Origin of the sequence: Micromonospora sp. 067-2 (assembly GCF_046549295.1) — a bacterium.
Classification (GTDB): Bacteria; Actinomycetota; Actinomycetes; order Mycobacteriales; family Micromonosporaceae; genus Micromonospora.
Genome location: NZ_JAJPWB010000001.1, coordinates 509,411 through 532,223, shown reverse-complemented (window position 1 = coordinate 532,223; position 22,813 = coordinate 509,411). Strand labels below are relative to the sequence as shown.

The window sequence follows — 22,813 nt, the reverse complement described above, 5'->3', positions numbered from 1 at the left end:
GCCCCGTCCACCCCCACCAGTCAGCAGACGTCAGCACAGCGTTGTAAGGAGAACCGCCGCCGTGGCCATGCAGTTCTACGCCTCGCCCGAACAGATCATGCGCGACCGTTCCGAGCTGGCCCGCAAGGGCATCGCCCGGGGGCGTAGCGCGGTGGTCCTGAGTTACTCCGGCGGCGTGCTCTTCGTCGCGGAGAACCTCTCCAGCGCCCTGCACAAGGTCAGCGAGATCTACGACCGGATCGGGTTCGCCGCGGTCGGCCGGTACAACGAGTTCGAGAACCTGCGGCGGGCCGGCGTGCGGATGGCCGACCTGAACGGGCTGAGCTACGACCGTCGGGACGTGACCGGCCGCGCGCTGGCCAACGCGTTCGCGCAGACCCTGGGCGCGATCTTCACCGAGCAGTCCAAGCCGTTCGAGGTGGAGATCTGCGTGGCGGAGGTCGGGGCGACCGCCGAGGACGACGAGCTGTACCGGCTGACGTACGACGGCTCCGTCAACGACGAGCCGGGGCGGATGGCGATGGGCGGGCAGGCCGAGGCGATCACCGGTGTGCTGAAGTCGAACCACCGCGGGGACATGTCACTCGCCGAGGCCGTGAAGGTAGCGGTGCAGGCGTTGAGCAGCGTCGGCGGTGAGGGCGGTGCCGCTCGGACGATCGCCGCGAACCAACTCGAGGTGGCCGTTCTGGACCGCCAGCGGGTCGGGCGGACGTTCCGGCGGATCACCGGGGCCGCCCTGACCGCGTTGCTGGACGGAGAGGCGGCGCCGCCGGCGGGCGATCGGCCGGACACCCCGAGCGTGCCGACCGGGGATGCTGGTAAGCCGACCAGTTCCGCGGGCTCCGCGGACCTGGAGGATCGGCCCGGTCAGGCCGACCGCTGATCGTTGGAGCAGCAGCGCCGGGGACCGCGGAGGCGGTCGCCGGCGCTGCTGTCCGAGGGGTTCGTCAGCGGCGCTGCAGCAGTGGCCGGGCCAGCGCCCAGTAGCCGGCGGCGACCGCGTTGAACACGCCCATCCCGGGGGGCGAGTCGACGTTCGACGGGGCGACCCGGGCGGTCATCAGCTCGGCGATCACGCCGTCGGGCACGGTGCGTTCGTTCTGGAGCTGACGGCGGCGGGCTCCGAGCCAGGAGCGGTTGCGCCACAGCCAACCCCAACCACGGGCCTTCTGCCTGGTCCAGCCGCCGGCGAGCGCGGCGGCGAGCATGGCGGCCTCGGTCAGCAGCAGCATCGGAGCGAGCACCACCAGCGTCCGGGTCTGGTACGCGGTGAGCAGCGTGACCAGCCGGTTGCGTTCGACCAGGTAGAGCTTCAGGTCGTTGCGGGAGAACTCGTAGTGGTGCCGCACGACGGCGTCCGGAACGTACTCCAGGCGCAGGCCGCGCTGCCAGAGCCGCAGGCTGAGTTCGGTGTCCTCGTGGTAGGCGAAGTATTCGGCGGCGAAGCCGTCGAGGTCCTGCCACCGCTGCCGGCTGATCACGAAGCAGCAGCCGCTGAGCGAGGGGACGCTGGTGCGGTGGGCGTGGGCGGTGGCCGGTTCGCCGTTGCCGCCGGCCCAGGACAGCCCGGTGAAGTGCAGCGGGTTGCCCGAGGTGTTGATGAGTTCGGGAGTGTCGGCGAGCCGGATCGAGGCCATCGCGGCGCCGACGCCGGGTTCGGCGGCCACGCTGACGGTCTTGGCGAGGGCGTCCGGGGCGACGACGGCGTCGGAGTTGACGAAGGCGAGCCATTCGCCGGTGGCCTCTGCGGCGCCGACCCGGCAGCCGCCGGAGTAGCCGGTGTTCTGCTCGGGTCGGACCACCCGGACCTGGGGGAAGCCCTTGACGATGTCGATGCCGTCGCCGGTGCAACCGTTGTCGACGACGATCAGTTCGATCTCGACGTCGGTGCTGGCCAGCACGGCCCGGGCGGCGTCGACCAGGTACGGCTCGGCGCCGTAGGCGAGCATCACCGCGGTCACCTGCGGGCGGGTCATCGGATGCCTCCGGATACGGCGGGGGCGACGGCGTCGTCCTGTGGCCGGGTGGGGGTGGGGGTGCGTGGGGTGCCGCCGCGCAGTAGCACCGCCATGGTGGCGGCCACGACGACGGAGCCGACGGCGTAGGCCAGCTCGACCCGCAGGGTCACCGACACCGGGATCAGCGTCACCGCGATGAGGGCGACGACGCCGGCGGTCCAGGCGAGGGCCTGGGCGCGGTGCCGGTCGAGCGCGAGGAGCGCCTGACCGAGGACCATGGCCCACAGGTAGGCGAGGGTGGCGGCGGCCAACCAGGCGAAGTCGCCGTGCCCGAGGACGCCGGGGGCGTCGAACAGGGTGCGTACCAGCCAGGGGCCGACCAGCACGGCGCCGAGCGCTCCGGTGAGGCCGAGCGCGGTGACGATACCGAGCGCTCGGCGCAGCAGGTTGTGGAAGCCGGCGCGGTCGCCGGTGGTGGCGGTGGTTGCCAGGCCCGGCAGCAGTGACGCCTGCATCGAGCCGAAGACGAACAGCGGGATGCGCACCAGCACCAGGGCGGAGAGCAGCGCGCCGGCGGCGGCGTCGTCGGAGGGGGCGAGCAGCTCCGCGTTGATGACGCCGACGTTCACCACGACCTGGGAGAGCAGGCTGGAGACGGTGAGCAGGCCGAGGCCGCGCAGCAGGGCGGCCCAGGCCACCGGCGGGCCGCCGCCGACCGTGCGCAGCACCGGCGGCAGGGTGAACAGGACGCTGACCAGCGGCGCGGCGACCAACACCAGGCCGTACCAGACGGGCGAGGTGACCCCGGCCAGCCCGAGCAGGGCGACGAGGACGATGCGCAGGCCGCCGTCGACGCCGAGCTGGGTGCCGTACCAGGGGAAGAGTTGCAGGCCGGAGAGGACACCGCGGGTGGCGTACGCGACGGCCATGGCGGCGAGCGCGCCGACCAGCACGGTGACCATGGTGTCGTCGCCGGCGAAGAGTCGGTCGGCGAGCGGCTGCCGGCCGGCGGTGACGGCCAGCACGAGGACGGCCAGCACCACGGCGGCCACGGTGACGCCACGGGCCAGCACCGGCCCGGGGGGCAGCCCCTGGCTGTGTCGGGCGGCGACGACCCGGGCGACCTCCTGCTCGACGGGCATGAACACGCCGATGCCGAGGGTGAAGACGATCGACCAGAGCACCGCCAACGAGGAGTAGTCGGCCTCGGTGAGGTTGTGGCCGGCCACCGCGAGGTGGACGTAGGAGGCGAGGCCGAGGAGACCCAGCCCGGCACCGACAGCGATGGTGCCGGGCGGGATCAGGCGCAGCAGGCGACGGATCACCGGCGGATGAGCGCCAGCGTGAGCACGGCGAACGCGCGACCGAGGTAGATCATCGCCCGGGCGGGGGAGTGGCTGGGTGTGCCGGCCATCCGCTTGCGCATGGCGACCGGTACCTGCCGGATGCGGAAGCCGCGTCGGGCGGTGTGCACCAGGGTCTCCACCGTGTCGCCGAGGTACTCGGCCGGGTACCAGCCGGCGAACATCTCGATGACCCGCCGGTTGGCGGCCCGGAAGCCGGAGGTGGTGTCGGTGAGCTTGGTGCGGGCGACCCGGGACAGCACGGCGGAGAGCATCACCATCGCCCAGCGGCGGGGGCCGCGGACGTTGTATTCGCCCTCGCCGGCGAACCGGGCACCGATGACCAGGTCGTTGTCCTCGAGCAGGTCCACGAGCTTCGGCACGTACCGGGGGTCGTGCTGGCCGTCGGCGTCGATCTGGACGGCGACCTCGTAGTCGTGGTCGCGGGCGTAGCGGTAGCCCAGCCGCATGGCTCCGCCGACACCGAGGTTGTACGGAAGTTTGGCGACCAGGGCGCCAGCGGCGGCGGCGACGGCCGCGGTGCGGTCGGTGGAGCCGTCGTCGACGACGAGCACGTCGACGCCGGGCAGCTCGCCGCGGACCTCGCCGACCACGTCGGCGATGGAGCCCGACTCGTTGAGGGCCGGGATGATGATCAAGGTGCGCTTGCCGTTAACCATCGCTGGACACCAGTTCGTCTCGGGCCGCCCGGTCCGCGTCGATCTGTGCGCGGAGCAGGGCGAAGTCTTCGGCCAGGGTGCGGGTCTCCTCTTCCAGGGCGCTGACCTCCCAGCTCAGGTGGACGCACACCAGCAGCAGGAAGACGATGCCGAGGAAGAGCACGAGGCTGACACCGGAGGCGACGCCGAGGAGTTCGGCGACGTTGTCGAGCAGCCGGGGGAACAGGGACAGCGGGATCACGATGATCAGAACGGCGAGCCAGAGCATGCCGTACTTCTCGCGCAGCTGACGGCGGCGGAGCAACTCGACGATGGTGGCGAGGAGTAGCAGGCCGGTCAGGCCGGTGACGAGGGTGAGCTTCATGCGACCTTCCACGGGGCGGGCGGAGCGGGGGATTCGAACGCGTCAACCAGGCTGGTGTGCCAATCCGGAAGCGGCGGTAGACCCGCGGCCGCCCAGCGGCGGTGCCCTAGCACACTGTACGCCGGACGGGGAGCGGGACGGAGATACCGGTCGCTGGTGGTGGGTCGGATCCGGTCCGGATCCAGCCCTGCCAGCGCGAACGTTGCCCGGGCCAACCCGTACCAGGTGGTCTGCCCGGCACAGGTGCCGTGGTACACCCCGGGAGCCGCGCGGCCGGCCACCGCCGCGTCGGCGAGGGCGACCAACTGCCCGGCGAGGGCGTACGACCAGGTGGGTTGACCGTGCTGGTCGTCGACCACGTCGAGGTGCTCCCGCTGGCTGGCGAGCCGGAGCATCGTGGCCACGAAGTTCGGCCCGTGCGCGCCGTACAGCCAGGCGGTGCGCACCACGTACCCGGTGTGGGGCAGCTGCCGCGCGACGGCCTGTTCGCCGACGAGCTTGCCGCGGCCGTAGGCGTTGGTCGGCGCGGGAGCCGCGTCCTCGGGGTAGGGGGTGTTCGCGTCCCCGGGGAGGACGTAGTCGGTGGAGACCTGGATCAGCCGTGCTCCGCTGGTCGCGCACGCCGCCGCGAGGTTCGCGGGGCCCGCGCCGTTGACGGCGGTGGCCGCCGCCTCGTCGGCCTCGGCGCTGTCGACGTTGGTCCACGCCGCCGCGTTGATCACGAGGTCGTGCCCGGCCACCGCGGCGTCGACCGCGGTGGGGTCGGTGACGTCCAGGTCGGCTCGGGTGGCGGCGGTCACCTTGAGATCGGGCCGGGTCGCCAGGACGGCGACCAGGTCCTGACCGAGCATCCCGCCGGCACCGGTGACGAGCAGTCGGGTCATGCCGTCGGGGTGGACTTGAGGGGTTCCCACCAGGTGCGGTTGTCCTGGTACCAGCGGACGGTCTCGGCGAGGCCGTGGTCGAGGTCGATGCTGGGGGCGTACCCGAGTTCCTCGCTGATCTTGGTGATGTCCAGCGAGTAGCGGCGGTCGTGGCCCTTGCGGTCGGCGACGGGTACGACGCGGTCCCAGTCGGCGTCGCAGGCCTGCAGGAGTCGGCCGGTGAGTTCCTTGTTGGTCAGTTCCGTGCCGCCGCCGATGTTGTAGACCTCGCCGGCGCGGCCCTTCTGCTGGACCAGGGCGATGCCGCGGCAGTGGTCGTGCACGTGCAACCAGTCGCGGATGTTGCCGCCGTCGCCGTAGAGGGGCACGGTGGCGCCGTCGAGGAGGTTGGTGACGAACAGGGGGATGAGTTTCTCGGGGTACTGGTACGGGCCGTAGTTGTTGGAGCAGCGGGTGACCACCACGTCCATGCCGTGGGTGCGGTGGTACGCCAGGGCGAGCAGGTCGGAGCCGGCCTTCGACGCCGAGTACGGCGAGTTGGGGGCCAGGGGCCAGGTCTCGGTCCAGGAGCCGGAGTCGATCGAGCCGTACACCTCGTCGGTGGAGACGTGCACGAACCGGCCGGTGCGGTGGCGCAGGGCGGCGTCGAGCAGCGTCTGGGTGCCCAGCACGTTGGTGGTGACGAACGGCGCGGCGCCGGCGATGGAGCGGTCGACGTGCGACTCGGCGGCGAAGTGCACGATCACGTCGTGCTCGGCGACGACCTGGTCGACCAGGACCGGGTCGCAGATGTCGCCCTGCACGAACCGCAGCCGCGGATCGTTCTGGACAGGGGCCAGGTTGGCCCGGTTACCCGAGTAGGTCAGTTTGTCGAGCACGGTCACCGCTGCCGGCTCGATCGGCGGCACGCCCTCGGCGCCGCCGAGGGGCTTGCCCAACAGCAGACGAACGTACTCCGACCCGATGAATCCGGCTCCGCCGGTGACGAGGATCCTCACGGGTCCGAGAGTGTACGCCAATCGACGCGCCGGCCGGGGGATGCGACCCGGGCGCACGCACAGTAGCCGTGCCGGTATCCTTCGCCCGGTGCGTGGAATCCTACTTGCCGGCGGCACCGGATCGCGGCTCTGGCCGATCACCCGTGCGGTGTCGAAGCAGCTGATGCCGATCTTCGACAAGCCGATGGTCTACTACCCCCTGTCCACCCTGATGATGTCGGGTGTCCGGGAGATCCTGGTGATCACCACACCGGAGGATCAGGACCAGTTCCGTCGGCTGCTCGGCGACGGCAGCCAGTTGGGGCTGCGGCTGGAGTACGTCAGCCAGGAGCGCCCGGAGGGCATCGCGCAGGCGTTCATCCTCGGGGCCGACTTCATCGGCGACGAGTCGGTGGCGCTGATCCTCGGCGACAACATCTTCCACGGCGTCGGCCTGGGCCGGCAGCTCGCCGACCGGGGCGACCCGGTCGGCGGCCGGGTCTTCGCCTACCAGGTGGCGAACCCGCAGGAGTACGGCGTGGTCGACTTCGACGCCAGTGGTCGAGTGCTGTCGATCGAGGAGAAGCCGGCCCTGCCGAAGTCCCGCTACGCGGTCCCCGGCCTGTACTTCTACGACAACCGTGTGGTCGACATCTCCCGCAAGCTCACCCCGAGCGCCCGCGGCGAGCTGGAGATCACGGCGGTCAACGAGGTGTACCGGGAGACCGGTGAGCTGTCGGTGACCGTGCTGGACCGGGGCACCGCCTGGCTGGACACCGGCACGTTCACCTCGATGATGCAGGCCGCCGAGTTCGTCCGGGTGGTCGAGGAGCGGCAGGGCCTGAAGATCGGCTGTGTCGAGGAGGTGGCCTGGCGGGCCGGCCTGATCGACGACGCCCAGCTGCGCGCGTTGGCCACGCCGCTGACCAAGAGCGGCTACGGCGACTATCTGCTCGGTCTGCTGGCCGAGCGGAGCGCCAGCGGCGGGGGAGCCTGGTGAAGATCCGGGAGCTGAGCATCGAGGGCGCCTGGGAGATCACCCCGCAGCAGCACGGCGACCCGCGCGGCATGTTCATGGAGTGGTACCGCTTCGACCGGCTCGCCGAGGCGGTGGGGCATCCCCTGCGGCTGGCCCAGGCCAACCTGTCGGTCTCCGCGCGCGGCGTGGTGCGCGGTATCCACTTCGCCGACGTCCCGCCCGGTCAGGCCAAGTACGTCACCTGCGTGCGGGGCGCGGTGCTCGACATGGTGGTGGACCTGCGGGTGGGCTCGCCGACCTTCGGCCGTTGGGAGGGCGTCCGGCTGGACGACACCGACCGCCGGGCGGTCTACCTGAGCGAGGGGCTGGGGCACGGCTTCTGCGCGTTGACCGACGACGCGACGCTGAGCTACCTCTGCTCGGCCACGTACAACCCGACCGGCGAGCACGCGGTGCACCCGCTGGACGAGGAGTTGGCCATCGAGTGGCCGGCCGACGTCCCGCTGCTGTCGGCGCGCGACGACGCGGCGCCGACGTTGGCGCAGGCCCGCGAGCGAGGGCTGCTACCCGAGTACGACAGCTGTCGGCGTTTCGTGGCGAGCATCGGTCCGGATGGAATGTCGCACTCAGCCGGTATGTGACCACGCCCGGGGTGCGACCTGTGGTGCGACAGTGACGAACCGGGCCTCCGGGCGGCTAGTGTCACACCATGGAGCGGCGAATCTTCGGCCTCGAGACCGAGTACGGCGTCACCTGCACCTATCGCGGGCAGCGGCGGCTGTCCCCGGACGAGGTCGCGCGGTATCTCTTCCGCCGCGTGGTGTCCTGGGGTCGGTCGAGCAACGTCTTCCTGCGCAATGGGGCCCGGCTCTACCTGGACGTCGGGTCACATCCGGAGTACGCCACCCCGGAATGTGACTCGGTTACCGACCTGGTGGCCCACGACCGGGCCGGCGAGCGGATCCTGGAGGGCCTGCTCGTCGACGCGGAGAAGCGGCTGCACGACGAGGGCATCGCGGGTGAGATCTATCTGTTCAAGAACAACACCGACTCGGCCGGCAACTCGTACGGCTGCCACGAGAACTATCTGGTCTCCCGGCACGGCGAGTTCGGCCGGCTCGCCGACGTGCTCATCCCGTTCCTGGTCACCAGGCAGCTGATCTGCGGGGCCGGCAAGGTCCTGCAGACCCCACGCGGCGCGGTCTACTGTCTGTCGCAGCGGGCCGAGCACATCTGGGAGGGCGTCTCCTCGGCGACCACCCGCAGCCGCCCGATCATCAACACCCGTGACGAGCCGCACGCCGACGCCGAGCGCTACCGGCGGCTGCACGTGATCGTCGGTGACTCCAACATGAACGAGGTCACCACGCTGCTCAAGGTCGGCACCGCCGACATCGTGCTGCGGATGATCGAGGCCGGGGTGGTGATGCGCGACCTGTCGTTGGAGAACCCGATCCGGGCGATCCGGGAGGTGTCGCACGACATCACCGGCCGCCGCAAGGTCCGGTTGGCCTCCGGCAAGGAGGTCAGCGCCCTGGACATCCAGCAGGAGTACCTCGCCAAGGCCACCGAGTTCGTGGAGCGCCGTGGCGGCGACCAGGCCGCCAAGCGGGTGGTCGAGCTGTGGGGCCGGGTGCTGAACGCGGTGGAGACCGGCGACCTGGAGCCGGTCTCCCGGGAAATCGACTGGGTCTCCAAGCTGCGGCTGATCGAGCGTTACCAGCGCAAGCACGACCTGCCGCTGTCGCACCCGCGGGTGGCGCAGATGGATCTCGCCTACCACGACGTCCGACGCGGTCGCGGCCTCTACGGGCTGTTGGAGCGCCGCGGCGAGGTCGACCGGGTGGCCACCGACCCGGAGATCTTCGAGGCCAAGGAGACCCCGCCGCAGACCACCCGGGCCCGGCTGCGCGGCGAGTTCATCCGGCACGCCCAGGAGAAGCGGCGGGACTTCACCGTCGACTGGGTGCACCTGAAGCTCAACGACCAGGCGCAGCGCACCGTGCTCTGCAAGGACCCGTTCCGGGCGTACGACGAGCGGGTGGAGCGGTTGATTGCCAGCATGTGACCGGGAACGCCGGCCCCGACGGTGGTGTCCGTCGACGGGGCCGGCGCTTTCGGTAGGCTGGGCGCGCCATGACGACTTCCGGACCTTCCGACCGCTCAAAGCGCGGCACCGAGCGGCAGAACTGGGTCGAACGCCGCCGCGAGAAGATCCGCGCCGAGATCGAGCGCAACCGGCGCGGCGAGTACACCGTGCCGACGTGGGTGCTCGCCCTGGCGCTGGTGCTGATCGTGGGCGGCTGGCTCGCCCTCATCTTCCTCGCCTGAGGTGTCGGCGGAGGTCGACCCGGCGCGGTGCCCCTTCGACCCTGCGACCGCGCTGACCGTCGTGCGGTCCCTGGCTCCTCCGGTGCCCCCCTCGGCCTCGGCGCAGCGGCGGAGGCGGGCTGCGTCAGGACAGCAGGGTGACGGCGTGGCGGCCGGCGGCGGCCGCGGCCAGGAAGTAGACGTGGTCGGCGTCGAGGCCACGGCCCATCGTCGACAGCGGCACGGCGCTGGCCCGCAGCGCGGCGTCGAGGCCGGTGGTGGATACCCGGACGATCCGGTGCCGGGCCGCCAGCGGGGTCAGCGCCGAGTCCACCTCGGCGACCAGCGTCGCGTCCAGGTCGTCGGGCACCACCAGCTCCGCCGGGGCCAGCGCCACCCGGCCGTACGCGGTGAGGCTGTGGTGGGACACGCCCCGGTGCCGGGGGCGGGGGTCGGCGTCGGAGATCCGCAGGGACCCGACCGGCCGGCCGCCCAGCGTGGCGATCGCGTTGACCGCCTCGCCGACGGCGACCCCGGAGAAGCCCCACCGGGTGCCCGTACCCAGATTGCCGGGTCCCTGTGCGACCACGGCGACGTCGGCGCGCAGGACGTGCCGGGCGGCGAGCAGGCCGCCGTGCAGGGTCGTGGCCTCCAGGTCGCCGCCGAACGCCTGCCCGACGGTGATCGTGCCGGCCAGGTCGGCGCGCAGCCCGGCCAGGGTGCGCGAGAACCAGGCCGGCAGGGCGCCGCCGTCGGTGTACAGGTACGCCACCCGGGCGTGCGGAGCGTCCGCGCGGATGCCGGCCAGGATCGCCGGGAGGGCCGAGTGCAGGTCGGCGGTGACCACCGGCAGCCCGCCGAGGTCGTCGGCGTCGGCCAGCGCGTCGCGGTGTGGGGACGCCTCCTCGTCGACGCCGAGCAGGATCGGCTGCAACGGTGTGTAGCGGGCCTTGACGAGGTGCCCGGCCGCACGGGTGTCGCCCGCGTCCGACGGGTCCGGCGGTAACCGGTCCGGCAGTGCCACCACCAGGGCGTACCCGCCGGTGCCCAGCCCCATCAGCAGCGCACCGGCGTTGAGCAGCACCCGGTCGCCGGGCTCGGGCGTGCCGACCAGCTCCGGGTAGGCCAGCGCCCGCATGCGGGCGCCGTCGGGCAGGTCGACGTCGAGCTCCATCGCCCCGGCCCACTGCCGTCGCAGCGCCGCCACCGTCCCCGCCCGCCATCGCACCATGACGGGCACGCTAGCCGCGCACGTCCGGTGGTCCGCCTCCGGGTGGTCCGGCGACGTCGCCCCGGGTGTGATCGGGCTCGCCGCCGGCGTCGGGGCTCGGTGCGGCCTGGGTGTCGCGGGCCCGCCCGCTGGCGCCGGGTAACGAACGGGTGGGGTCGAGGAAGACGTACCGGACCTCCGGGTATCGCTCGGTGAGTCGCCGTTCGGCCTCGTCCGCGGTGGCCTCGATGGCTGCGCCGGTGGCCGCGTCGTTGAAGTCGACCTTGGCGGCGACCAGGACGTCGTCCGGGCCGAGCTGCATGGTCAGCAGGGTGTCGATCCGCTCCACCTCGGGCAGCCCGGCCAGGTCCCGCTCGATCTCGCGGCGTAGCCGCTCCGGGATGGCCCGGCCGACCAGCAGCGACAGGTTGTTGCCGGCCAGGATCCCGGCGACCGTCAGCAGCAGCAACCCGATCAGGATCGACGCGACGCCGTCCCACACCTCATCGCCGGTCGCCTGGGACAGGCCCACACCCAGCCCGGCCAGCACCAGACCGATCAACGCCGCGCTGTCCTCCAGAAAGACCGCCTTGACGGTGGTGTCGGCGGTCAGCCGCAGGAACCGCCGGGACGTGGTGCGCCAGCGTCGGGACTCCCTGCGGACCTGCCGCACGGCACGGGCCAGCGAGATCGACTCGATGACGAAGGACACCCCCAGCACGACGTACGAGACCAGGTAGTTCCCGCTGTGCTCGTGCACCAGGATCGTGGTGACGCCGTGGGTGACGGCGAAACCGGCGCCGGCGACGAAGGTGAACATGGCGGCGAAGAACGCCCAGACGTAGCTCTCCTTGCCGTACCCGAAGGGGTGTCGGGTGTCCGCCGGGCGGGCGCCGCGGCGCAGGGCCAGGTAGAGCAGCACCTCGGTGGTGGTGTCGGCGACCGAGTGCGCCGCCTCGGAGAGCATCGCGGCCGAGCCGGACATCAACCCGGCGATCAGCTTGGCGACCGCGATGGCGAGGTTGGCCGTGCCGGCGACGACCACGGTGCCGACGCTCTCGGTCTTGACGTCCGGCTGCGACATGAGCGCAACCCTATGGCCGGTGACGGCGGCGCGCGCGGGGAGTGGCATCGCACCCCCCGATCCGAACAGGTGTGCGGCACGCCCGCGCGGGTGCACGATCCGGGCGCGTCGGCTGCTAGCGTCTACCCGTGTCGCGGACCCGCACCGAACGCCTGGTCAACCTGGTGATCTGCCTCCTGTCCACGCGACGGTTCCTGACCGCCGCGCAGATCGCCGCGACCGTGCCGGGCTACGAACACGATCCCGACGACGCACGTGACCACGAGGCGTTCCAGCGCAAGTTCGAACGGGACAAGGCCGAGCTGCGTGAGCTGGGCGTGCCGTTGGAGACCGGAACGGCCAGCGTCTTCGACGCCGAGCCCGGCTACCGGATCGCCCACCGCGAGTACGCGCTGCCCGACATCCTGCTCGAGCCGGACGAGGCCGCCGCCGTCGGTATCGCGGCGCGGCTGTGGCAGCACGCCGGGCTCGCCGCCGCCGCGTCGTCCGGGCTGGCCAAGCTGCGTGCCGCCGGGGTGGACGTGGATCCGCAGGCCACGCTGGGCCTGGAGCCGATGGTCACGGTCGACCCCGCGTTCGCGCCACTGACCGCCGCCGCCCGGGACCGTCGCGAGGTCGGGTTCGACTACCGGGTGCCCGACCGGGACGCGCCCACCCGTCGACGCCTGCAGCCGTGGGGCGTGGTCTGCTGGCGCGGCCGGTGGTACGTGGTCGGCCACGACCTGGACCGGGCGGCGACGCGCTGCTTCCGGCTGTCCCGGGTGGTCGGCGGGGTCCGGGTCACCGGCGCGCCCGACGCCTACCAACCGCCGGCCGGCGTCGACCTGATCAGCCACGTGGCCCGCTGGTCCGGGCCGGTGGAGCGCACCGGCCGAGCCACCGTGCTGGCCGCGCCGGGTCGGGCCGCCGGGCTGCGCCGCTGGGCGGTCGAGGTGACCGCCGGGCCGGACGGTGACCAACTGGTCCTGCCGTACGCCGACGCGGACGGGCTGGCCGGCCACCTCGTCGGATACGGTCCGGACGTGCGGGTGCTCGACCCGCCGGAGGTCCGTGAGGCGGTCATCCAGCGACTCAAGGAGATCGCCGTCCGCCACGACGACCTGGCCGTCACCGGGGGCGTCCGGTGACGCGGCCGGCCGCCCGCGGAGGCTCCCGAGCCTCCGCCGACCGTCTGGCCCGGCTGCTGAACCTGGTGCCCTACCTGCTGGCCCGACCGGGGATCGAGATCGCCGAGGCCGCCGGCGACCTCGGCGTCACGGAACGGCAGCTGCGTGAGGACCTGGAGCTGCTCTGGGTGTGCGGGCTGCCCGGTTACGGCCCCGGTGACCTCATCGACATGGCCTTCGACGGCGACACGGTGACCATCACCTACGACGCCGGCATCGACCGGCCGCTGCGGCTCACCCCCGACGAGGCTCTGGCTCTCGTGGTGGCTCTGCGGATGCTCGCCGAGACGCCCGGCGTGGCCAACCGGGAAGCCGTCGAGCGGGCCCTCGCGAAGATCGAGGACGCCGCCGGGGACCTGGTGGGAGCGCCGGTGGCGGTCCGGCTGCCGGGCGACAACCGGCGGGTGGAGGCGCTGCGCGCCGCCGTGGAGGGCGGAAAGGCGCTCCGGATCACCTACTACACGGCGGCCCGGGACGAGACCACCGATCGTGTCATCGACCCGCTGCGGATGCTGATGGTCGGCGGCCGGGCGTACGTGGAGGCGTGGTGTCGCCGAGCCGAGGCGGTCCGGCTGTTCCGGGCCGACCGGATCGACGCGATCACCGAGCTGGACGAGCCGGCCGCCGCGCCGCCGCAGGCCGTTCCGCACGACCTCACCGAGGGTGTCTTCCGTCCCTCACCCGACCTTCCGCTGATCACGCTGCGGATCGCCCGCAGCGAGCGGTGGATCACCGAGTACTACCCGTGCGAGCGGGTGGAGGCCGGCGACGGCGACCAGTGGCTGGTCTCGCTACGGGTCACCGACCTCGGCTGGGCCCGCCGATTCGTGCTCGGCCTCGGCCCGGACGTCACCGTGGTCGCCCCCGCCGAATTGGCCGAGCAGGTCCGTGCGACGGCCGCTGCCGCGCTGGACGCGTACGCCGCGCCGGTGTCGATCACGTCCCGGCCGTCGGTGCCCGATCCGGCGGACGTGCCGAACATGCCGTCGGGCGACCCGGCGGTGGCCGGCCGCACCCAGTAGGCTGACCGCCGTGCTGATCTGGATCGTGCTCGCGGTGGTGCTGCTCCCGCTCGTGGTGCTCGCCCTGGCCGTGCGTCCGGTGCTGGCCCGACTGCCCCGCCTGCGTCGCGCCGCGGTGGCGTTGCAGCGACGGGCCGCCGAGGCTGAGACGCTGCGGGACACCGCCGAGGCGCTGCAGCAGCGCGCCGAGGGCGTCCAGCGTCAGCTCGACACCACCCAGCAGCGGCTCGCCTTGATCAAGGCCAAGCGCGGCTGATCGAGCTCCTGCGCCGTTCGGTCACGGCCCTACTGGTTGACGGATCATCGCGCTTGGTCAAGACTTCACCGTCCCAGCCCGTACCACCACCACCCGGCAGGTGGCATCCCGCCGATCCGCACGTACGATGGGCGACGTACCACCCCCCGGACACGCAGAGCGACTGGAGCTTCTCATGGGTGCCCTCAAGCCGTGGCACATTGCCATTCTCGTGGTTGTGCTGATCCTGCTCTTCGGTGCGAAGCGCCTTCCCGACGCGGCCCGCTCGCTGGGCCGTTCGCTGCGGATCATCAAGGCCGAGACCAAGAGCCTGCAGGATGACGACCGCGACCTCGCCGAGAAGGCCGACGCGCAGGCCGGCTACCAGCCGCTGCCGCCGCAGGTCGCGCAGCAGCCGCCGTACGCCGCGCAGCCGCAGCAGCCGCCGTACGCCGCGCAGCCGCAGTACCAGCAGGCGCCGCCGCAGCAGCCGGTCGCCGACCCGGTGCACCGCGTCCGCGACAACTGATCGAGAGGCCCGAGCACCGTGGCCTTCGCACTCCGTAAACGCGGCCCGAGCACGTTCGAGAGGGCCTCGGACGGCTCGATGACGCTCATCGAGCACGTTCGCGAGCTGCGCAACCGCCTGTTCCGCGCCTCGCTGGCGATCGTCGGCGGTCTGATCGTCGGGTTCTGGCTCGCCGACCCGGTCTTCATGCTGCTGAAACGTCCGTACTGCCGGCTGCCCGGCACGACTGACGTCTTTGGGCAGTGCCAGGATCTGCTGGCTCTGGCGCCGACCACCGGGTTCGTGCTGAAGCTGAAGTTGGCGCTCTGGCTCGGCCTGATCATCGGCGGACCGGTCTGGCTCTACCAACTCTGGGGGTTCATCGCCCCCGGTCTGCACCGGCACGAGCGCAAGTGGGCCTACCTCTTCGTCTCGATCGCCGCGCCGCTGTTCGCCGCCGGTGCGGCGCTGGCCTACGTCGTGGTCGACAAGGGCCTCGAGTTCCTGATGAGTTCCGGGGTCGGCGGGCTCTCGAACCAATTCGAGGTCACCGCGTACATCGGGTTCATCACGAACATGATCCTGCTGTTCGGGGTGGCGTTCGAGTTCCCGCTCATCCTGCTCATGCTCAACTTCGCCGGGATCGCCAGCGCCCGGAGACTGCTGAGCTGGTGGCGGGCGGTGATCTTCGTGTGCTTCGCCTTCGCCGCCGTCGCCACCCCGGACCCAGGTCCGTTCGGGATGACGCTGTTGGCGCTCTCCCTCACGCTGCTCTACTTCGTGGCGGTGGGCATCGCGTTCGTCAACGACAAGAGGCGTGGTCGGGGCAAGGAGGTCTACGCGGGCCTCGACGACGACGAGGTGTCGCCGCTGGAGTACGACCGTGAGCCGGTCGAGGCCGGGCAGCGGATCGACGTGGGCGCGCCGGTCGGCGTACCAGAGCCGATCGCTCGTCCGGCGCCGATCGAGCGCCGCTACGACGACATGACCTGACCGGTCGAACAACGAGAAAGCCGCCCGACCTCGGGCGGCTTTTTCGTTGCCGCCCTCCCTCGGCCCAGTGCTCTGGTGGGCGTCGCACCAGCGCACTGGCCTGTCGCAGTCGGGGAACGGGCAACCCCGATCCCGCAGCGCGAGGGCGCGTCGGAGAGGGCCGGTGAGGCAGACCGTCCAGCTAGTGCTCGGCGACGTGCGGCACGAGGAACTCGACCCGTTGCGACGTCAGCAACGGATCCTTCGCCGCGTGGAAGGCGATCACGTGTGCGGCCTTCTCGTGCTCCTGGAAGGCCGCCTCGTCGGCGTACACCTCGTAGAACACCCGCGACAGCGGTGCACCGGCCACCGTGTGCGTGGCGTACACCAGGGTGCCGGGTTCGGCGCGGCGGATCTGGTCCACGGCCTGCCTCGTCAGCTCGTCGAACCGGGCCGCCGACTGGTCGTCACGCAACTCGAAACGCACCACCAGAGCGAACACGCTGCCTCCAAAAGTCTTCTCAGGAAGATTACGGCCGTGCCCGTCGATCTCGGGGGTCCGCGAACCGGGACGGTCTCGCCACGGCGGGCATGCCCCGCTCGGGCGTCGTGGACGATGTCGTACCGTGCTCGCCGTGACCGCAGACGATCGCCGCGCACCCGGCCTGGTCGCCGGAGGCCCCGTCGCCGTGCTCGCCAACCCCGCGGCCGGATCCGGCCGGCACCGGGGCCTGCTGCCGCGGCTGCTGGACGGCCTGGCCGCGGCGGGTCGGCCGGTCCGGCTGCTGACCGCGACGACACCGGGCGAGGCGGAGATGGCCTGCCACGCCGCGCTCGCCGACGGCGCCGGCGCGCTCGTCGCGATCGGTGGGGACGGCACCGTGCACCGGGCGCTGCAGGCCGTCGCCGGGACCGGCGTGCCGTTCGCCCCGGTGCCGGCGGGCACCGGCAACGACTTCGCCGTGGACACCGGCTTTCCGAGCGATCCCCTCGCGGCGGTGGCGGTGATCGCCGATGCGTTGCGCGCCGGCCGCAGCAGCCTCGTCGACCTGGCCCGGATGACCGGTGCCGACGGCGCCGAGCGCTGGTACGGCGCGGTCCTCGCCGCCGGGTTCGACGCGATCTGCAACGAGCGGGCCAACCGGATGCGCTGGCCGCGCGGTCCCCGCCGGTACGACCTGGCGATCCTGGTCGAGTTGGCCCGGCTACGACGCCGCCGCTACACGATGCTGCTGGACGGGGTGCCGCACGAGTTGGACGCGGTGCTGGTGGCGGTGGGCAACTGCCCGACCTACGGCGGCGGGATGCGGATCTGCCCCGACGCCGACCCGAGCGACGGGCTGCTCGACGTGGTGGTCGGCGGCCGGATCAACCGGCGCACCCTGATCCGGATCAAGCCGCGCATCTACCAGGGCACCCACGTCAGACATCCGCTCGTGCGCAGCTACCGCGCCCGGACGGTGGAGCTGAGCGCCGAGGGCATCACCACCTATGCCGACGGGGAACGCTCGCTGGACCTGCCGGTGACGATCACCGCCGTGCCGGGCGCCCTGCGGCTGTTGCGCTGACCCGCCCCGCTGACCCGCCCCGCGCTGGCCTGCACCGCGCCGATGCTGGCCGTGATGACCAACGCGATGGCGGCGCACTCCAGCAGCGTCAACGCCTGATGCAGCACCAGCCAACCGGCCAGCGTGGCGATGGCCGGGCCGAGGCTCATCAGCACCGCGAAGGTGGCGGTGGGCATCCGCCGTAGCGCCAGCAGCTCGAGGGTGTACGGCAGCCCGGACGCGAGCACCGCGAGCGCCGTGCCGAGCGCCAGCACGGCCGGGTCGAGCAGTACGGCGCCGCCCTCGGCGATACCGAGGGGCAGGGTGACCAGCGCGGCGAGAGTCAGCGCCAGGGCCAGCCCGTCCGCGCCCGGGAACCGGCCGCCGACCCGGGCGCTGAGCACGATGTACGCGGCCCACATGGCGCCGGCACCGAACGCGAACGCCACCCCGGCCGGGTTCAGCCGGTCGAAGCCGCTCTGCCCGAGCAGCGCCACCCCGGCCAGTGCCAGCCCCGCCCAGCACCAGCTGGCCAGCCGGCGGGCGGTCAACACGGACAGAGCGAGCGGGCCGAGCACCTCCAGGGTCACCGCCGGGCCCAGCGGGATCCGTTCGATGGCCTGGTAGAACAACGAGTTCATGCCGGCCAGCGCCAGCCCGAACGCGCCCGCGGCGGCCCAGTCCGACCTGTCGTACCCGCGCAGTCGGGGTCGGCACACCAGGAGCAGCAGCACCGCCGAGATGGTCAGCCGCAGGGTGACCGCGCCGGCTACCCCGGTGCGTGCGAAGAGCAGGGCCGCCACGGCGGAGCCGAACTGCACCGACAGCGCCCCGCCGAGGACCAGGCCCACGGCGGTGATGCCACCGTGCCGGGCCGACGGCGCGTCGGCGGCGGGCAGTGGGGTCTCGGTCACGGCCACGACGCTAGGCGGTCCGCTCCGGCCGCCCTCCGGCGGTGTCCGCGACATCGCCCGCGCGTCGACACCGTCGTGAGTGGTCGCCAAAGCGGTGCTACCGGCGTACCTTGCAAAGTATGACCAGCGCGATGCGGAAACTGTCGATATCCGTCCCATTCGACGTGGCTGAGCGCCTCCAACACGAGACCAATGCCAGCGCCTACGTCACACAGGCAGTCCGTGACCGGATGCGTCTGGACGCTCTGGACGCGGAGTTGGCCCACCAGGGCATCCCGATCACCGAGCAGGGCGTGGCCGAGGCGCGCGCCCGTCGCGCCGCCGTCGAGGCCGAGTGGTCGCCGGAGCGCCGGGATGCCCTTCGTGAGCGGGCACGCCAGTTCACGCTGGACGCCGCCGCCGGCACGCCCGAACAGCCCGCCGCGTGACCAGCGAGGACGACCGACCGGTCCGGCTCGTGTTGGACCGGTCGGCACTGCTGGCCTACCTGGCGGGCTCGGTGCATGTCGGTGAGCCGTTGCACGAGGTCATCCAGGATCGCAACAGGTTCGGCGTTACCGCCGTGACCGCAGCGGAAGCCCTGGCGATCGTCAGCGACCCGAAGGAACGGGCGACCCTGCACCGGCTGCTGGCCCTGGACGCCTGCAAGGTGCTTCCTACCGAGGGGCACTCCTGGCACGAACTCAGCTTCTGGCGCACGCTGACGGGCCGTGTCGATCTGGCCACCACCGTGCTGGCCGTCCTCGAACACGACGCCGCCATCCTCAGCGGAGAGGACCGGTACGGCGACGGCGATCTACCGGTGATCCGCATCCCGGGCTGACGGCGCAGCGACCGCCGGGGGTGCCGGTCAGGCCGGCAGGGCCAGGTCCAGCACCGCGCCCAGCCCGTTCTCCCGCCCGGGGTCGGCGGCCGGTAGCACCAGCACCGCGCAGCCGGCGGCCACCGCGCCCGCGTCCGCCGGCGTGTCACCGACCATCACCGTCTGTTCCGGGTCGACGCCGAGCATGCCGCAGGCGCGCAGGAAGATCGCCGGGTCGGGCTTGCACCGCCCCACCTCGTAGGAGAGCACGAACGCGTCGACCAGGCCGGTCAGGCCCCAGGCGTCGAAGTGCGGCCGCAGGTCGAAGCCGATGTTGCTGACCACCGCCACCCGGACTCCGGCGTCGCGCAGAGCGGTCAGGGTCGGGGCGGTGTCCGGGTACGGCACCCAGCCCTCGGCGATCAGCAACCGCTCGTACAGGGCGTCGGCGAAACCCTCGATGCCCGCGTCGACGGTCTCGGCCAGACCGGTGTAGGCACCCCGGTGCGCGTGTGCGTAGAGGTCCCGGTCGGCCCAGAGCTCGGCCAGCCGGGGTGGCACCCGGGCGGGCAGTGGGCCGCCGGCCCGGCCGGCGGTCAGCAACCGGTCGGCCAGCGAGGTGGCCCGGACCCGGTCCAGGGTGATCCCGCACGCCGCCGCGGCCGACAGCACCCACTGCCGGGGTTCCTCCACCTGGGCCAGGGTGCCGTGGAAGTCGAAGAGCACCGCCTTGACGGGCCGTCGGGACGCCCGGCGGGCGGCGGCGTCCTCGGCGCTGCCCGGCGGATGGGTCTGGGGCGGTTCGGCATGGTCCGGCACGCCGTGCACCCTACCGACCGCCGCCGCCGGCACATCCGGACGGCCTTGTCGGGTGTCGTGTCCCGGCACGCACTAATCTTGGTCACATGTCGAGCCCCGCTGAGCGCTACGCCACGGCGCGCCGCCGGGCCGCGCAGGCCGCAGAGTTCCCGGCGCTGGACGAGTTCGCCCTCGACCTGGGGTTCGATCTCGACGACTTCCAGCGCGAGGCGTGCCAGTCCCTGGAGCGGGGCAGCGGGGTGCTGGTCTGCGCTCCCACCGGGGCCGGCAAGACCGTGGTGGGGGAGTTCGCCGTCCACCTGGCGCTGCGGGGGCGGCCCGGCGACCCGGCGGCAGCCGACGACCCGGCGACGCCGCCGGTGCGGCGCAAGTGCTTCTACACGACGCCCATCAAGGCGTTGTCGAATCAGAAGTACCACGACCTGGTGGCCCGGTACGGCGCCGAGCAGGTCGGCCTGCTCACCGGCGACAACGCGATCAACGGCGACGCGCCGGTGATCGTGATGACCACCGAGGTGCTGCGCAACATGCTCTATGCGGGCTCGAGCACCCTGCAGGGGCTGGCCTACGTGGTGATGGACGAGGTGCACTACCTCGCCGACCGGTTCCGCGGCGGGGTGTGGGAAGAGGTGATCATCCACCTGCCCGCCTCGGTCACGCTGGTCTCCCTCTCGGCGACCGTCTCCAACGCCGAGGAGTTCGCCGACTGGCTGGTCACCGTGCGCGGCGAGACCGCGGTGGTGGTCAGCGAGCACCGGCCGGTGCCGCTGTGGCAGCACATGCTGGTCGGCAAGCGGATGTTCGACCTGTTCCACGACGCCGACGCCGCCCGTAAGCACGACGTGCATCCGGAGTTGCTGCGCTACACCCGGGACCAGACGCGCCGTCTGGAGCTGGGCGAGGGGCGAGCCGCCGGACCCGGCTCCGGCCGGCGGGGCCCGCGCTGGCGTGGCCCGATGCGCCCGGACATCGTCGACCGACTGGACCGCGAGGGTCTGCTGCCGGCGATCCTGTTCATCTTCAGCCGGGCCGGCTGCGCCGCCGCCGTGCAGCAGTGCCTCGCCGCCGGGCTGCGGCTCACCTCACCCGAGGAGCGCACCGAGATCCGCCGGGTGGTCGAGTCCCGGGTCACCGCGATCCCCGGCGACGACCTGTCCGTGTTGGGCTACTGGGAGTGGCTCGACGGCCTCGAGCGCGGCCTGGCCGCCCACCACGCCGGCATGCTGCCGGTGTTCAAGGAGATCGTCGAGGAGCTGTTCGTCCGGGGCCTGGTCAAGGCGGTGTTCGCCACCGAGACCCTCGCGCTGGGCATCAACATGCCGGCCCGCTGCGTGGTCCTGGAGCGGCTGGTCAAGTACAACGGTGAGGCGCACGTCGACCTGACCCCGGGGGAGTACACGCAGCTCACCGGGCGTGCCGGCCGGCGCGGCATCGACGTGGAGGGGCACGCCGTGGTGGTGTGGTCCCCGGAGACCGACCCGCGGCACGTGGCGGGGCTCGCCTCCACCCGCACGTACCCGCTGCGCTCCAGCTTCCGGCCCTCGTACAACATGGCGGTGAACCTGGTCGGCACGGTCGGCGCGGAGCCGGCCCGGGCGCTGCTGGAGTCCTCGTTCGCCCAGTTCCAGGCGGACCGGTCGGTGGTCGGCCTGGCGCGGCAGGTGCAGCGCAACACCGAGACCATCGAGGCGTACGGCGCGGAGGCCGCCTGCCACCACGGTGACTTCGACGAGTACTTCGCGCTGCGGGTGGCGATCGCCGACCGCGAGAAGGCCATCGCCCGGCAGGGGCAGACCCAACGCAAGGCCGCGGCGGTGGCATCTCTGGAGCGGCTGCGGATCGGTGACGTGATCCGGGTGCCCTCGGGCCGGCGGGCCGGTCTGGCCGTGGTGCTCGACCCGGCGACCGGCGGGTTCGGTGAGCCCCGGCCCATGGTGCTCACGCAGGACCGCTGGGCCGGGCGGGTCAGCCCCGGCGACTTCACCACCCCCGCCGAGGTGCTCGCCCGGATCCGGGTGCCCAAGCACTTCAACCACCGCTCTCCGGGCGCCCGGCGTGACCTCGCCGCCGAGGTCAGCGGCACCGGCCTGGACCGGCACGGCGGCCGGCGGGGTGGCCGTTCCCGGCAGACGGCCGGCGAGGACCACCGGCTCACCCAGCTGCGTACCGAGCTGCGCAACCACCCCTGCCACGCCTGCCCCGAGCGGGAGGACCACGCCCGCTGGGCGGAGCGTCGGCGGCGGCTGGAAGGCGACACCGAGGAGCTGCGCGAACGGGTCTCCGGGCGTACGGGGTCACTCGCGCGGACCTTCGACCGGATCGTCGCGCTGCTGACCGATCGCGGCTACCTCGGCCGGGACGGCGCGGTCACCGACGCCGGCCGGATGCTCGGCCGGATCTGGACCGAGGCGGACCTGCTGGTCGCCGAGTGCCTGCGCCGGGGGGTCTGGGACGGGCTCTCCCCGTCCGAGCTGGCCGCCGCGGTGTCCGTGGTGGTCTTCGAGGCGCGCCGGGACGTCGACGAGCGGGCGTCGCTGCCGCGTGGGCCGGTGGCCGACGCGGTGGACGAGACGCTGAAGCTGTGGGGCGAGATCGAGGCCGACGAGGCGGCGCGCGGGTTGAGCGCCACCCGGGAGCCGGACCTCGGCTTCGCCTGGCCGGTCTTCCGGTGGGCCCGGGGCGAGGCGCTGGCCAAGGTGCTCGGCAGTGGTCACGAGATCGACGGCGAGATGCCGGCCGGCGACTTCGTCCGGTGGGCGCGGCAGGTGGTCGACCTCCTGGGTCAGCTTGCCGACTCCGGCGGCGCGTCGCCGGAGCTACGCTCCACGGCCCGGCAGGCCATTGCGGCCATCAACCGGGGCGTGCTGGCGTACCACACCTCCGCCTGACCGTCATTTTCGGTCATCGTGGCCGAGCAATCGACGCATCATAAAGTCACCGCAACAGCACCCGCCGAGAGGGCCGGGGGCGCTGTTGCGCCTGCTCAGAGCACCCCGCATCATTGCCCGAGCGCCGCCTTCACGCGCGGTGACGGATGGG

General features: G+C 72.4%; 25 protein-coding genes. 14 read left to right on the top strand and 11 right to left on the bottom strand.

Annotated elements, in window-relative coordinates; genetic code table 11:
• Positions 1 to 61 precede the first annotated feature (61 nt).
• Positions 62 to 883, top strand: a complete 822-nt coding sequence (prcA, locus tag ACLJN9_RS02570) for a proteasome subunit alpha (RefSeq protein WP_410809326.1) — start codon at positions 62 to 64, stop codon at positions 881 to 883.
• Positions 884 to 947: 64 nt separating this feature from the next.
• On the opposite strand, the gene ACLJN9_RS02565 is transcribed toward prcA, so the two are convergent.
• Genes ACLJN9_RS02565 through rfbB form a run of 6 tightly spaced genes read right to left on the bottom strand, consistent with a single transcriptional unit; the run spans position 948 to position 6,227 of the window.
• Positions 948 to 1,976 carry a glycosyltransferase family 2 protein gene (locus tag ACLJN9_RS02565; RefSeq protein WP_410809325.1) on the bottom strand — a complete coding sequence of 343 codons (1,029 nt, stop codon included), beginning with the start codon at positions 1,974 to 1,976 and terminating at the stop codon, positions 948 to 950.
• Complete coding sequence (locus ACLJN9_RS02560; RefSeq protein WP_410809324.1) at positions 1,973 to 3,283, bottom strand: lipopolysaccharide biosynthesis protein; 1,311 nt, start codon at positions 3,281 to 3,283, stop codon at positions 1,973 to 1,975. Before ACLJN9_RS02560 ends, ACLJN9_RS02565 begins: the two co-directional genes overlap by 4 nt.
• Positions 3,280 to 3,981 (bottom strand): glycosyltransferase family 2 protein, encoded by a 702-nt coding sequence (locus tag ACLJN9_RS02555; protein WP_410809323.1) that lies wholly within the window; start codon positions 3,979 to 3,981, stop codon positions 3,280 to 3,282. Before ACLJN9_RS02555 ends, ACLJN9_RS02560 begins: the two co-directional genes overlap by 4 nt.
• Positions 3,974 to 4,345, bottom strand: a complete 372-nt coding sequence (locus ACLJN9_RS02550) for a DUF2304 domain-containing protein (protein ID WP_252414680.1) — start codon at positions 4,343 to 4,345, stop codon at positions 3,974 to 3,976. The genes ACLJN9_RS02555 and ACLJN9_RS02550 overlap by 8 nt, the downstream gene beginning before the upstream one ends.
• Complete coding sequence (rfbD, locus tag ACLJN9_RS02545) at positions 4,342 to 5,229, bottom strand: dTDP-4-dehydrorhamnose reductase (RefSeq protein WP_410809322.1); 888 nt, start codon at positions 5,227 to 5,229, stop codon at positions 4,342 to 4,344. The genes ACLJN9_RS02550 and rfbD overlap by 4 nt, the downstream gene beginning before the upstream one ends.
• Positions 5,226 to 6,227 (bottom strand): dTDP-glucose 4,6-dehydratase, encoded by a 1,002-nt coding sequence (rfbB, locus tag ACLJN9_RS02540; protein ID WP_410809321.1) that lies wholly within the window; start codon positions 6,225 to 6,227, stop codon positions 5,226 to 5,228. The genes rfbD and rfbB overlap by 4 nt, the downstream gene beginning before the upstream one ends.
• Before the next feature lie 88 nt (positions 6,228 to 6,315).
• Between rfbB and rfbA the strand changes: the two genes are divergently transcribed.
• The 4 genes from rfbA (at position 6,316) to ACLJN9_RS02520 (ending at position 9,516) form a co-directional block, all read left to right on the top strand.
• On the top strand, positions 6,316 to 7,206 hold the full coding sequence (gene rfbA / locus ACLJN9_RS02535; protein ID WP_410809320.1) for a glucose-1-phosphate thymidylyltransferase RfbA: 891 nt from the start codon (positions 6,316 to 6,318) through the stop codon (positions 7,204 to 7,206).
• Positions 7,203 to 7,826 (top strand): dTDP-4-dehydrorhamnose 3,5-epimerase, encoded by a 624-nt coding sequence (gene rfbC, locus ACLJN9_RS02530; protein WP_410809319.1) that lies wholly within the window; start codon positions 7,203 to 7,205, stop codon positions 7,824 to 7,826. The genes rfbA and rfbC overlap by 4 nt, the downstream gene beginning before the upstream one ends.
• Positions 7,827 to 7,894: 68 nt before the next feature.
• The gene (pafA, locus tag ACLJN9_RS02525; RefSeq protein WP_074309747.1) at positions 7,895 to 9,253 is read left to right on the top strand and encodes a Pup--protein ligase; all 1,359 of its coding nucleotides are present in this window, start codon (positions 7,895 to 7,897) and stop codon (positions 9,251 to 9,253) included.
• A 68-nt stretch (positions 9,254 to 9,321) separates the two neighbouring features.
• A complete protein-coding gene (locus ACLJN9_RS02520; protein WP_410809318.1) occupies positions 9,322 to 9,516 on the top strand; it encodes a hypothetical protein in 195 nt (64 codons plus the stop codon).
• 124 nt (positions 9,517 to 9,640) lie between these two features.
• Here ACLJN9_RS02520 and ACLJN9_RS02515 read toward each other — a convergent pair whose 3' ends face one another.
• Entirely contained in the window at positions 9,641 to 10,726 is a 1,086-nt protein-coding gene (locus tag ACLJN9_RS02515) for a DUF3866 family protein (protein WP_410809317.1), read from the bottom strand.
• A 10-nt stretch (positions 10,727 to 10,736) separates the two neighbouring features.
• Complete coding sequence (locus ACLJN9_RS02510) at positions 10,737 to 11,789, bottom strand: cation diffusion facilitator family transporter (RefSeq protein WP_410809316.1); 1,053 nt, start codon at positions 11,787 to 11,789, stop codon at positions 10,737 to 10,739.
• A 128-nt stretch (positions 11,790 to 11,917) separates the two neighbouring features.
• On the opposite strand from ACLJN9_RS02510, the gene ACLJN9_RS02505 reads away from it, so the two are divergent.
• From ACLJN9_RS02505 to tatC, 5 genes are all read left to right on the top strand, one after another.
• The gene (locus ACLJN9_RS02505; protein WP_410809315.1) at positions 11,918 to 12,916 is read left to right on the top strand and encodes a helix-turn-helix transcriptional regulator; all 999 of its coding nucleotides are present in this window, start codon (positions 11,918 to 11,920) and stop codon (positions 12,914 to 12,916) included.
• The gene (locus tag ACLJN9_RS02500) at positions 12,913 to 13,977 is read left to right on the top strand and encodes a helix-turn-helix transcriptional regulator (RefSeq protein WP_410809314.1); all 1,065 of its coding nucleotides are present in this window, start codon (positions 12,913 to 12,915) and stop codon (positions 13,975 to 13,977) included. Before ACLJN9_RS02505 ends, ACLJN9_RS02500 begins: the two co-directional genes overlap by 4 nt.
• Before the next feature lie 10 nt (positions 13,978 to 13,987).
• The gene (locus ACLJN9_RS02495) at positions 13,988 to 14,233 is read left to right on the top strand and encodes a hypothetical protein (RefSeq protein WP_410809313.1); all 246 of its coding nucleotides are present in this window, start codon (positions 13,988 to 13,990) and stop codon (positions 14,231 to 14,233) included.
• Positions 14,234 to 14,408: 175 nt separating this feature from the next.
• Positions 14,409 to 14,741: a Sec-independent protein translocase subunit TatA gene (gene tatA, locus ACLJN9_RS02490; protein WP_410809312.1), complete on the top strand. Its 333-nt coding sequence runs from the start codon at positions 14,409 to 14,411 to the stop codon at positions 14,739 to 14,741.
• An 18-nt stretch (positions 14,742 to 14,759) separates the two neighbouring features.
• A complete protein-coding gene (tatC, locus tag ACLJN9_RS02485) occupies positions 14,760 to 15,713 on the top strand; it encodes a twin-arginine translocase subunit TatC (protein ID WP_410809311.1) in 954 nt (317 codons plus the stop codon).
• Positions 15,714 to 15,894: 181 nt separating this feature from the next.
• Here tatC and ACLJN9_RS02480 read toward each other — a convergent pair whose 3' ends face one another.
• Complete coding sequence (locus tag ACLJN9_RS02480) at positions 15,895 to 16,194, bottom strand: putative quinol monooxygenase (protein ID WP_410809310.1); 300 nt, start codon at positions 16,192 to 16,194, stop codon at positions 15,895 to 15,897.
• Positions 16,195 to 16,318: 124 nt separating this feature from the next.
• Between ACLJN9_RS02480 and ACLJN9_RS02475 the strand changes: the two genes are divergently transcribed.
• Positions 16,319 to 17,260: a diacylglycerol kinase family protein gene (locus ACLJN9_RS02475; RefSeq protein ID WP_410809309.1), complete on the top strand. Its 942-nt coding sequence runs from the start codon at positions 16,319 to 16,321 to the stop codon at positions 17,258 to 17,260.
• Here ACLJN9_RS02475 and ACLJN9_RS02470 read toward each other — a convergent pair.
• Positions 17,182 to 18,159, bottom strand: coding sequence for an EamA family transporter (locus ACLJN9_RS02470; RefSeq protein ID WP_410809308.1), 978 nt, complete (start codon positions 18,157 to 18,159; stop codon positions 17,182 to 17,184). The genes ACLJN9_RS02475 and ACLJN9_RS02470 overlap by 79 nt on opposite strands.
• A gap of 113 nt (positions 18,160 to 18,272) precedes the next feature.
• On the opposite strand from ACLJN9_RS02470, the gene ACLJN9_RS02465 reads away from it, so the two are divergent.
• On the top strand, positions 18,273 to 18,581 hold the full coding sequence (locus ACLJN9_RS02465) for a hypothetical protein (protein ID WP_410809307.1): 309 nt from the start codon (positions 18,273 to 18,275) through the stop codon (positions 18,579 to 18,581).
• Positions 18,578 to 18,976, top strand: coding sequence for a PIN domain-containing protein (locus ACLJN9_RS02460; RefSeq protein WP_410809306.1), 399 nt, complete (start codon positions 18,578 to 18,580; stop codon positions 18,974 to 18,976). The genes ACLJN9_RS02465 and ACLJN9_RS02460 overlap by 4 nt, the downstream gene beginning before the upstream one ends.
• Positions 18,977 to 19,003: 27 nt before the next feature.
• On the opposite strand, the gene ACLJN9_RS02455 is transcribed toward ACLJN9_RS02460, so the two are convergent.
• The gene (locus tag ACLJN9_RS02455; protein ID WP_410809305.1) at positions 19,004 to 19,774 is read right to left on the bottom strand and encodes an HAD family hydrolase; all 771 of its coding nucleotides are present in this window, start codon (positions 19,772 to 19,774) and stop codon (positions 19,004 to 19,006) included.
• Positions 19,775 to 19,860: 86 nt separating this feature from the next.
• On the opposite strand from ACLJN9_RS02455, the gene ACLJN9_RS02450 reads away from it, so the two are divergent.
• Positions 19,861 to 22,662, top strand: coding sequence for a DEAD/DEAH box helicase (locus ACLJN9_RS02450; RefSeq protein WP_410809304.1), 2,802 nt, complete (start codon positions 19,861 to 19,863; stop codon positions 22,660 to 22,662).
• Positions 22,663 to 22,813: the final 151 nt, after the last annotated feature.